Origin of the sequence: Parapedobacter koreensis (assembly GCF_900109365.1) — a bacterium.
In the GTDB taxonomy this organism is placed as follows: Bacteria; Bacteroidota; Bacteroidia; order Sphingobacteriales; family Sphingobacteriaceae; genus Parapedobacter; species Parapedobacter koreensis.
In genome coordinates, this window is sequence record NZ_FNZR01000005.1 from 17,552 (window position 1) to 29,116 (window position 11,565).

Annotated in this window: 8 protein-coding genes; 6 read left to right on the forward strand and 2 right to left on the reverse strand. The window is 50.0% G+C overall.

The features are described 5' to 3' along the window. Positions 1 to 95 precede the first annotated feature (95 nt). The 6 genes from BMW65_RS13220 to BMW65_RS13245 all read left to right on the forward strand — a co-directional run bounded on the left by BMW65_RS13220 (position 96) and on the right by BMW65_RS13245 (position 9,414). Complete coding sequence (locus tag BMW65_RS13220) at positions 96 to 1,301, forward strand: FecR family protein (RefSeq protein WP_090606063.1); 1,206 nt, start codon at positions 96 to 98, stop codon at positions 1,299 to 1,301. 186 nt (positions 1,302 to 1,487) lie between these two features. Continuing rightward, a complete protein-coding gene (locus BMW65_RS13225) occupies positions 1,488 to 4,901 on the forward strand; it encodes a TonB-dependent receptor (protein WP_218145410.1) in 3,414 nt (1,137 codons plus the stop codon). Positions 4,902 to 4,923: 22 nt separating this feature from the next. Then, a complete protein-coding gene (locus tag BMW65_RS13230; protein ID WP_090606067.1) occupies positions 4,924 to 6,498 on the forward strand; it encodes a RagB/SusD family nutrient uptake outer membrane protein in 1,575 nt (524 codons plus the stop codon). 10 nt (positions 6,499 to 6,508) lie between these two features. Further along, positions 6,509 to 7,222, forward strand: a complete 714-nt coding sequence (locus BMW65_RS13235) for a 3-keto-disaccharide hydrolase (RefSeq protein WP_090606068.1) — start codon at positions 6,509 to 6,511, stop codon at positions 7,220 to 7,222. Positions 7,223 to 7,242: 20 nt separating this feature from the next. Beyond that, a complete protein-coding gene (locus BMW65_RS13240; protein WP_218145411.1) occupies positions 7,243 to 8,610 on the forward strand; it encodes a Gfo/Idh/MocA family protein in 1,368 nt (455 codons plus the stop codon). A gap of 96 nt (positions 8,611 to 8,706) precedes the next feature. Continuing rightward, positions 8,707 to 9,414, forward strand: coding sequence for a 3-keto-disaccharide hydrolase (locus BMW65_RS13245; protein ID WP_090606070.1), 708 nt, complete (start codon positions 8,707 to 8,709; stop codon positions 9,412 to 9,414). A 5-nt stretch (positions 9,415 to 9,419) separates the two neighbouring features. Here BMW65_RS13245 and BMW65_RS13250 read toward each other — a convergent pair whose 3' ends face one another. Both BMW65_RS13250 and BMW65_RS13255 read right to left on the reverse strand, forming a co-directional pair. Further along, on the reverse strand, positions 9,420 to 10,667 hold the full coding sequence (locus BMW65_RS13250; RefSeq protein ID WP_090606071.1) for an ABC transporter permease: 1,248 nt from the start codon (positions 10,665 to 10,667) through the stop codon (positions 9,420 to 9,422). A gap of 61 nt (positions 10,668 to 10,728) precedes the next feature. Then, positions 10,729 to 11,514 carry a carboxylesterase family protein gene (locus BMW65_RS13255; RefSeq protein ID WP_090606073.1) on the reverse strand — a complete coding sequence of 262 codons (786 nt, stop codon included), beginning with the start codon at positions 11,512 to 11,514 and terminating at the stop codon, positions 10,729 to 10,731. Positions 11,515 to 11,565: the final 51 nt, after the last annotated feature.

Sequence of the window (11,565 nt, forward strand, 5' to 3'; positions counted from 1 at the left end):
TTTTTTTCTTGCTATTGACTAGTCCTATCCTTGCTGGTTGGTGTTCTATGTGATGTAAGCCCCACTGAGGGAGCCAATTATTTACCAAATAGCCAATGGACAATTACTGCTTGCAGGACTTGCTGACCCGATATTTTGATAATGACATCTCAAGAACGGATTGCGAGAGGCTTTTGAAGTATTTGGATGAGGGGGATCCATCCGTCATATCGGCGGCCATTGACGAAGTACTGGAGCGGAAAAAAACACTGCCCGTATTTTCCCGCCAACGACAAGTGCATACTTACAACCAGTTATTGGCCGTGATCCAACAACAGCAAGCTGATATGCGGCGACAAACGGTTTCGCGCCCGCTTTCAGTTTTCCTTTCCCCTTGGGTATGGGCTGCTGCAATGGTTGCTGCTGTCTTTTCCATCGGGCTTATCTTGTATTTCAATTCGTCAAACAACACTCCTCCGGTTACCGCAATGGAGACCGTCACCGACGATATCCTGTTGCCCGACCACAATCAAGCCATCCTCACCCTGGCCGACGGACGTACAGTCGTATTAAGCGATACGTCAGAAGGTATCTTAGCCATGGATCTCGGTGTACGGATCCGAATGGCAGCAGACGGCAGCATCCTATATGAGCCCATCCCGGCTAAGGGGGGCAACGAAAATCCGGTATACAACACCTTCAGTACGCCCAAAGGACACACCCATCGCCTTCAACTCCCCGATGGAACCAAAGTATGGCTCAATACAGCCTCATCGCTCCACTATCCGGTAGCTTTCATTGGAGCGGTACGCAACGTGCAACTCGCCGGTGAAGCTTACTTCGAAGTAGAACCGGATGCTTTGAAACCGTTTATCGTCGAAGCAAATGGCAGCACAGTAAAAGTATTGGGGACACATTTCAACGTGTCTGCTTATGCCGACCAGCAAGAGACAACGACAACATTGGTAGAAGGCGCCGTAGATGTGTTCAAGAATGGCAAAAGCGTTGCTTTAAAGCCCGGCCAACAGGCCGTGGTCGATGAGCTGACCGGAGCCATCCGCCAGTCACAGGTCAACGTACATAGCGTAATCGCATGGAAAGAAGGCTACTTCCGGTTTGACAATGAGTCCATCAGCGATATCATCAACAAGATATCCCGATGGTATGATATAGACTCCGTAGCCTATCACCGTCAATTCACCGATCGGTTTACGGGTACGTTCCAACGATCCAAACAGGTATCTCAACTGTTTAGCAACTTGGAAAAACTTGCACCAATTAAATTTGAAATTAAAGAAGGGAGGGTGGTCATCATGAAATAAACTATACACCAATCAAGATGGCCAAAAAAAGCCGGAAGCGTTCGCGGCGCACCCGGCATAGCTGTTGGCCCCTAATCAATTGCTAAAGAAGAAGAATCAATTATTTACCAAACATGATGTCAAATGTATAAAAAATACAGTGTATTTCGCTGTTCTCGGCGTTATCTATTCAAATTGTTGCTGACCATGAAACTTGTCATTGTGCTGCTTACCTTCACATTTTTACAGGCAGGAGCCATGGGCTATGCACAGAACGTGACAATCAATGTCAAAAAGGCATCCATAGCCTATGTACTGGAGCAAATCCAGCTGCAGACTGGCTATGATTTCCTGTATAACAGTGCCCACCTCAAAGGCACGGAAACGGTCGATCTGAATTTCAAGGACACACCGCTTTCCACGGTATTGGAAGCTTGCTTTGCAAACCAGCCGCTTTCTTTCCAGATCGATAACAAAACCGTACTCGTACGCCGAACAAAAAGCCCATATCCGACCAATCACCAGGCCACGCAGCAACAGCGTGAAATCAGCGGTCGGATAACCAACGAGCAGGGCGAGCCGCTGGAAGGTGTGACCGTAAGTGTGAAAAACACGGCTACCGTGACGACGACCAATGCAGATGGGAATTACCGTATTACATTACCAAATGGTGGCAATACGTTGGTATTCACCATCGTCGGCTATGAAGACCAGGAAGCAAGTATCGGCACGAGCTCGGCCATCAACGCCGTACTGCGCGAATCTGTCAGTGATTTGGATGAAGTGGTCGTCGTGGGCTACGGAACTCAACGCCGGGCTGATGTGACCACAGCGGTCGCATCCGTTTCGGCTGAAAACATCCAAAACCGCCCTGTCCAGAACTTTGGCGAGGCGATAGCCGGCCAGATGGCGGGCGTCCAAGTGCAACAGACAAGCGGTGCTCCCGGCGGGGAAAGTTTGACTATCCGGGTGAGGGGTACAGGTTCTATTACACAATCCAGCGATCCGCTATACGTTGTTGACGGCTACCCGATGGAGGGGAATGCTTTCCGGCTCATCAATCCATCTGACATTGAAAGTATCCAAGTGCTGAAAGACGCTTCCTCAACGGCTATCTACGGTTCTCGCGGTGCCAACGGCGTTGTCGTCATCTCTACCAAGAAAGGCAAAGTGGGGCCGCCCAGAGTCAGTGTCAATTCATTTGTGGGCTTCCAACAGCGGGGCAAGGAGGTCGAGATGATGAACCGGGATCAGTTTGTAGAATGGCTCGTCGATGGTAGAAACCAGGCTTGGCTGGATGCTGCGGTGATCCCCGGTGACCCCAACCAAAGCCCGCACTCCATCAACGACCCCAACTCGCGCAGAAGCCTCTATCCCGGTGCCACAGGGCAGTATATCATCCCCGACGGAACCGGAGGCTACTTATACAATTTTCTGGATCCGGCTTCCGTAGCACAAATGCCCGATAACAATTGGCAGGAACTGCTTTATCGTAACGCACTTACTCAACAGAACGAGTTGTCAGTAAATGGTGGATCCGAGAATACCCAATATAATTTTTCGGGAAGCTATACGAAACAAGACGGAATCGTGATAAACACGGATTATGAGCGATTCAACTTCCGTTCGGCGATCAACTCAAAAGTCACCGAGTCCATTGAACTCGGGGTAAACCTCATGGCCTATTCTGCCAAAGGGCGCGAACAAGACCAGGGAAAATATTCGGCGGTCATGTATGCGCTCCAACTGCCGCCAATCTACCCGGTGCAGAATGAGGATGGCACCTACGGTTCAATGGTCAGAAATCCCGATATCTTGGGCGGGGATGTCTCCAGTCCCATGGGTGTGGCCGAATTAGTGAAGCTCAACCGGAGACGGTACGGCTGGCTCGGTACGCTCTCGGCAGGTTGGGAAATTATCGAAGGCCTCAAGTATCGGGTCAGTATAAATGGTGGAATTGAGGACAGCCAATTCAAACGCTTCGAGCCTTCCATCGTAGACTTGGATGCTTCCAGAGCACCGCGGCCTGCAAGAGCCGTTGAAGAGCGGGGTACCGATTATGATTGGGTAATCGAGAATACACTCAATTACACGAAAAACTTCGGTGGCAAGCACCAATTCAATGCATTAGTGGGCTATACCACACAGAAGCATACCAGCAATGACCTCGATGGCGAAGCACGCGGATTTGCAAATGACGACATAGAAACGTTGAATGCGGGCAATATGTATGAGCTATCCAGCAGCGCGTCGGAATACTCATTGATATCCTACCTGAGCCGGGTCAATTACGTGTATGATGACCGCTACCTGTTCACCGCTGCTATACGCAGCGATGGCTCCTCCCGCTTTGGTCAAAGCCGGAGATGGGGGACATTTCCTTCCGTTTCAGTAGGTTGGCGGATCTCCCAGGAACAATTCATGCAGAATGTAGATCCCATCAGCGATCTCAAAATCAGGGCTGGCTTCGGGATTTCCGGAAACAACCGCATTGGCAACTATTCCGCAATCGGGCTATTGAGCCCGGGATATTATCCCAGCAGCGGATCGCTCATCAATACCGTAGATCCCTCATCGATACCAAATGATAACCTGGGGTGGGAAAAAACACGTCAAATCAACTTAGGCCTTGAGCTGGGCTTGTTCAATGACCGCATCCGTGTAGAAGGCGATTTCTACAACAGCCAATCCATTGACCTTTTGCTCAATGTCCCCGTTCCGTCCATCACCGGCTATGAAACCCAGCTCCAGAACATCGGAAAAGTGGAAAACAAAGGTGTCGAAATTGCCTTCACAACCCGGAACTTGGTCAATGCGTTTAAGTGGAATACCAATTTCAACATTTCCATCAATAAAAACAAGGTACTGGAAGTAGGCCCCGACCAACGGCCTATCTTCGGTAGTGCACCAAATGCCACCAATGCTTTTATTACGACGATAGGACACCCCATCGCGAGCTTCTTTGGCTATCAATATGAAGGCGTCTTCACGTCGCAGGAAGAACTCGATCGCTACCCGCATCTTGCGGCCGATAAGATAGGCGATGGCCGGTATGCCGATATCAATGGAGACGGGATATTGGATCAAAATGACAAAACCATTTTAGGAAGCAACAATCCCGATTTTATCGCGGGCCTGACCAACAGCTTCTCCTATAAAAATTTCTCGCTAAGCGCACAGTTTACCGCTTCGCAGGGCGCCAAGGTGTTCAGTTTCTTCAAGCGCATGGTGGGTATCTATCATGGCGACCGAAACGGGATGATTGAGCAAACCGACCGGTGGCGTTCGCCTGAGGATCCCGGCGACGGTATCCACTTCCGTGCCACCCGCAATCCCACCGGTTGGCAGCGCGATCCCTCATCCGCTTGGGTACAGGACGCTTCTTATTTACGGTTGAGAAATGTAAATTTGGCCTACAACGTGGGGCAAGGTGTGCTGGACAGGTTGAATGTGTCCGCGTTGCGCCTGTATATCACGGGCAGCAATCTGTTTACCCTAACGGACTATACAGGTTATGACCCAGAAACCAGCAGTGAAGGGACAGGGCTTAACAAAGGTGGCGACTACCTGGGTTACCCTACAGCCAGATCCTTTATTTTCGGTATCAACCTAACGTTGTAAGCTTAATCAAATGCTTTAGATTATGAAAAAGATTTTTTTATTGCTCATCATAACATCCATACTAACCTCCTGTGGGACCGATTTTATCGATTTGGCACCGCCATCTAACTTAAATTCGAGCACGTTCTACAAAACCCAGCAGGATATCAATCAAGCGACCTTATCGGCATACGCCAGCTTGCGTACGCTTTATAACGGCTCTTTCTACCGGTTGGGTGAAATACGCTCGGACAACACCACGTATTCTTGGCTAGCTGGCAACCCCGCCAATGAAAAAGGCGTCGATGAGTTTGCCTCCCCTTTACTTCCGGAAAACTCCTTTCTTCAGGACTGCTGGAATGACAGCTACCATACGATACTGCGATGCAACCTCGTGCTGGGACGTAGCGATGCGGCTTCATTCACCAGCGAATCGGAACATTTGCGCACGCAGTATAAAGCCGAGGCCAGTTTTATCCGTGCGCTGACCTATTTCTGGTTGAACCGCGTATTCGGCGGTCAGGCCCAAAACGGCCAGTTGCTTGGCGTCATCAAAGTAGACCGGGAAATTACGCCTGATGAGTCTTACGAACTCAGCCGCGTACCCTTGGAAGAAATATATGATCTCATCGTTGCTGACCTCCAATACGCGGAGGCCAACCTTCCGGAAGCCTACTCGGCAGGCGATAGAGGCCGCGCTACCAAAGGTTCTGCCGCTGCACTGTTGGGAAAAGTGTATATGACCATGGCTGGCTATCCCCTCAACAAGGGCAATGAATATTACAACCTGGCGATTGGAAAATTCCAGCAGGTCATCGGTAGTGGCAGCTACTCCCTGCTCTCCGGCTACGATGATGTATTTGACGTAAACAACAAAAACAACGCGGAGTCCATTTTCGAAATCCAATACATGAAAGGTGCTCCGGGCGGTGACACAGGTAGCCCCTGGAACAATAACTTCGCGCCCCGCTTTTCTGACAAGGAAGTGGTACTCGTGGGCGATAAAAGTGGCCAAAATGCACCAACACAAGACATGTCCGATGCGTACGAGACCGGAGATCCTCGAAAGTATGTATCGATGCGCGACGGCTGGATAAACGCACAGACAGGTGCATTCGAACGTGATAAATACGTCCGTAAATACTATGATGTCGCTACCAGCGGATCCGACAATGGCAACAATTGGATAGAACTGCGCCTTGCCGACATCTATCTGCTCTACGCGGAAGCTTTGGTAAGGACGGGCGGGGATAAGACGACTGCCTTATCGTATGTCAATGATATTCGCGAGCGCGCGCGAAACACACCCGGTGATCCCGGTATCGAAAGGCCAGCCAACCTGCTGGCAGATTACCAGCTAACGGATTTTGCCAATGACCAGCAACTGCTGCTGGCCATCGAAAGGGAACGCCGCGTAGAATTGGCCTTTGAAAACCACCGATGGTTTGATCTGGTGCGGACAGGAAGAGCCGAGGAGGTCATGGTTGCCGAGCAGCGGGCAGATGGCTACAACCCATTCACTTGGAGCGATAATGCATTGGCCTATCCCATTCCGATGACCGTCATGCAGTCCAACCCTCAACAGATTATTCAAAACAATGGATATACTCAGATGTAATTTTATGCTTATGACAACAAAACAGTTAATTTTATCCGCTTTGACCCTATTTGCAACCCTCGGTGTGCGGAGCCAACAAGCAGACAACGCACTCACGGCTCAGGAAAAAGCCGATGGCTGGGAATTGCTCTTCAATGGGCAAAATCTGACCGGGTGGAAAACGCCCAAGGGCATCCCGCCGGATACCGACTGGCAAGTATCGGATGGTACACTCTCCATCCGCCCGGAAGGGAAAGGCCACAACGACATCATTTCCGAAAAGGAATATCGGGATTTTGACCTTCGTGTCGATTTTAAAATCACCGAAGGAGCCAACAGTGGCATCAAATACTTCTTCACCAACTATGAGCAGGGAGGCTGGCTGGGGCCGGAATATCAAATCATCGACAATGAGCGCCATGCCGATGCAAAACTCGGCAGGAATGGCAACCGCCAACTGAGCACGTTGTATGATATCCTGCCCGTAACGAAAAAAGTCGAAATCAACGTAGGCGAATGGAACCACGCGCGCATTGTGGCGCAGGGATCAAAAGTGACCCATTATCTGAACGGCCAAGAAGTATTGTCTTTTGATCGGAATGGCACCGAGTTTGCCCAGGCACGGGATTTGAGTAAGTTTAAGGACGTCAAACCAAGCTTTGGTTCGGCGAGCTCCGGCCATGTCCTGCTTCAGGATCACGGTGATGTGGTATTTTTCAAAAACGTAAAAATAAAAGCATTATAGAAACTATTAAGTATGATATTATGAACATAAATTCAAGGAGAGCTTTCATTAAAAAGCTCGGTGTCGGCACGGCTGCAATTTCATTGGGCAACAACATCCTGGCCAGCAATCCCGCCATGGGATTTTCAGCCAAGAGCTACCGCAATATTATCGGCGCCAATGAACGGATCCGTGTAGCTGCCATTGGCGTAAATAGTAGGGGAACCAGCATGAGTGGCACCTTCGCCCGCCAGAAAAACGCAGAAATAGCTTGTATATGTGACGTGGATGAACGCGCTATTCCCAAGGCGCTAAAACGCGTGGCAGATGCTGGCCAAACCACCACACCAAAAACCGAAAAAGACCTCCGCAAGGTACTGGAAGACAAAAACATCGATGCCATTTATACCGCAACACCAGACCACTGGCATGCGCCACTCACGATCATGGGTTGCCAAGCAGGCAAGCACGTGTATGTTGAAAAACCGATGGCACACAACCCTGGTGAAGGCGAGATGGCTGTGGCAGCTGCCCGGAAATATGATCGCGTGGTACAAATGGGTGCCCAAAGGCGCTCAGCCCCCGTACTGACGAAGGGCATTCAGTTGCTGCATGATGGTGTCATCGGAAAGGTATACATGGCCAAGACATGGTATACCAACACCCGGAAAGCCACCTTTCTAAAACCCGGTACCGTCCCCACCTGGCTGGACTACGACCTGTGGCAGGGGCCTGCTCCCCGGGTACCTTACCAGGAGGGGCTTATCCATTACGATTGGCATTGGTTTTGGCATTGGGGTACGGGTGAGGCCCTCAACAACGGTACGCATGAGGTAGACGTGGCCCGCTGGGGCCTCGGCGTTGAATTTCCCACACGCATCAGCTCCATTGGTGGCCGCTACCAATATAAAGACGACTGGGAGACGCCGGATACCCAGGTCGTCACGCTTGAATATCCCGAGGCCACGCTCGTTTGGGAGAGCCGCAGTTGCAACGGCCAGAAGGTTGAAGGGCTCGACCGGGGAATCGTTTTCTATGGCGAAAAGGGAAGCCTGGAAACGGGCTGGGATGGCTTTAAGATCTATGACCTTCAAGGTAAATTGACCCAAGAAGAGCGATCCGAAGCTGAAAAGGGTGCCTTGGAAGGCCGCAATACCGCAAGCCCCAGCTTGGGGATGGACAGCTTACACGTTGCCGACTTTCTGGATGCAATCCGCAATAACCGCCGCCCCAACTGTGACATCGAACTGGGCTACAAGAGTACGGTGGCTATGTTGCTCAGCAACATCTCCTGGCGTGTAAAGCGGGATCTGCAGATCAATCCCGAGAATGGCCACATCATTGGTGATGCAGAAGCCGAAAAGCTCTGGAGCCGAGCCTACGAACCGGGGTGGGAACCCAAGGTATAGCGCTACCAAAAAACTTGCCGGATGGGACATCGGAACGGAGACGCGCCGATTCCTATCGGCAAGATTTCATTTCTGTTAATTTTAATAGCTACTAAAATGACAATACGAAGCAGCTTATGTTTCCTTTTTTCCCTCCTGTCGGTTTTTGCCGCAGTTGCCCAAGAAGCCAATACCTTATCTCAGGAAGAACAGGCTGCTGGCTGGCAACTTTTGTTTGATGGCAAGAGTCTCAATGGATTGCGGAAATTAGCCGATGGCGGGTGGGAGGTCAAGGATGGTACGCTTTCAGCCACCCCCATACCGCATGGCAGGCAGATGGATATCATTACCGATGATCAATTTGAAAATTTCGAACTGACGTTTGAATTTGCGATATCCATGAATACCAATAGTGGGGTCAAATACCTCGTGACCAATGATTTTCCCAATCAAAAAGGGGCTTATTTGGGACTGGAATACCAAATCTTGGATGACAACAACTATCAATACCCCGAGCGGGGAAACTTACGCTCCACCGCATCGCTTTATGATCTGATCCCCGCTGGCCAGCAAAAAAGCCTAAAGGGCTTCGGGCAATGGAACACGGCAAAAATCGTCGTAAACCGCAACCTGATCAGCCATTGGTTAAATGGGGACAAAATCGTGGACTACGATCGGAGTACACCGTCCTTTCAGGAATTGATCAAACAAAGTAAATATAAAGACCTCCAGCATTTCGGCAAAGCCAAAAAGGGTTACTTGCTTTTTCAGAATGAAGGTACGCCCATCGCCTTCCGAAATATAAAGATTAGAATGCTGGATTGATTGGATCACTCATACCGCAATGCCTCCACGGGATCAAGCCTTGATGCCTTGGAGGCTGGGTAATATCCGGACAGCATGCCTACGCCTACGCATACTACCACCCCCAGAATAATCCAGTTCCAGGGAATGATAAAACTGGCTCCCATTACCACGGCGAGGATATTGCCGATCAGAATCCCTAAAAAGATACCGGCAAAGCCTCCCATGAGGCAAATTACAACCGCCTCCGTAAGGAATTGCCTGCGGATGACTTTCGGCGTGGCACCGATGGCTTTGCGGATACCGATTTCGCGGGTGCGCTCCGTCACCGATACAAGCATGATATTCATCAGACCGATAGAAGCCCCTATCAGCGTGATCAATGCAATAACAATGGCACCAAGTGTGACGTAGGTAAGGCTTTGGATCAGTATCTGCGCCACGGCATCACTTTTGGTAATTTCAAAATTTGTTTCCTGACCAATCCGTAATCCACGGACATTGCGGAATAGTGCCGTAGCTTCACCAATGGCCGATTCTATTTGCTCCGGATTCGCGGCCATTACCGTAATCGTGTAGGAGGGGCGCCCAATGGCCATCACGGCCCGAGCCTTGAGTAAGGGAATAACACACGCTTTATCGCCGCCAAATCCGGCACTTGAGCCCTTATCTTCCAATACCCCGATAATCGAATAACGGGCGTTGCCTATGGTAATGAACTGGTCGAGGGGTTCCTCATTGTCTTTGAAAAGCCGCTCCACAATCTCCGAGCCTACGATGACCACATTGCTGCCGTATTCAATCTCGCGCTGCGAAAAATTGCGGCCCAGCGACAAGTTATATCCCGCAGTTTGCAGGTAATTTTCGTCTGCGCCAAGTACATTAATGTTGGGATTGGTCTGTTCACTCTTGTATTTGGCTACCGCACCGGTTGACGCGTAAGTGCTCAACGATACTACAGCTGGGTAGTCAAACGCATCTTTGAATGCCGTGGCCTGGTAATAGGTAATCTGCGGGAATTGCTTGGGTCGCGTCCCACTCCCCCCAATCTGTACATTCAAGCCCCTATTGCGGATGTTGAATGAATTGGAACCCATGGCAGAAAAGGAGTCCGTCAGCGAGTTTTTAATTGCATCAATGGAAGTGAGGATACCAACTAGCGCCGTAATTCCAATGGCAATAATCAAAGCCGTCAGAAACGTACGCAATTTATTGCTGCTAATCGCCTGCAACGACAACTTCACATTCTCCCTATTGGATATTTGGACCGACATCTCAAAACAGTTTTAGTAAGCTATTAGAGTCTCATGGTTGGCAAATGTTACAGCAAAAGGCTCACTTCTTTGCGTGGCTAAACAACCAGGGGAGCAAATCCGGCTCGGCAAAAGCGGCATCCCAGCTGTTGTGATTGGCCGTTGGATAAAACGTATATTTCGGATTGGCCCCCAAGCGCTTCAACTCCGTAACAATAGCATGGGAATGCGTCGGCGGCACGACGTCATCCTGCTCACCATGGAATATCCACAACGGTATGTGGGCATATTTTTTGACATTGAAGGTATTGTCGCCCCCACAAATCGCGAAGGCCGCTGCAAACACCTTCGGTTTGCGACGCAACGCTTCATAGGTACCCATGGCACCCATGGATAAGCCCCCGATATAGACCTGTTTTTTATCTACGCCTTCATCCCGCAGTGTTTGTCTCACCAGCCGCAAAAACAACCGCATGCCTACCGAAGGTTTGCCTCCTGTCCGGAAATAAAATTCGCGCTTGCCATCATCCTGCGATTGAATAGCTACATTGCTCCAAAACGACGCTTCGGGACATTGAGGAAATACGATAATGGCCGGAAAGGCATGGCGGATACTATCTGCCAAAAACAACGAGCCGCCGTGGGTTAATTGGCTTGCATTGTCGTTTCCCCGCTCGCCGGCACCATGCAAGAAAAACAACACCGGATATTGCCCCTCTGGATCGTAACCATCGGGATATAATATCCGGTACGGCAATGTATCTCCACGGTGAATCAGTTGCTTGGCTTGAAAAGCCGGAAAATCCTGTGCATAGGCTCCTATAGCGATGCATAGGCAGCTAAAGGCCGTTACTAAACGTTGTTTCATAGGGCAAAAAATAGTTCTTTTTCCTTCATTAACTGATAAAAGTACTACTTT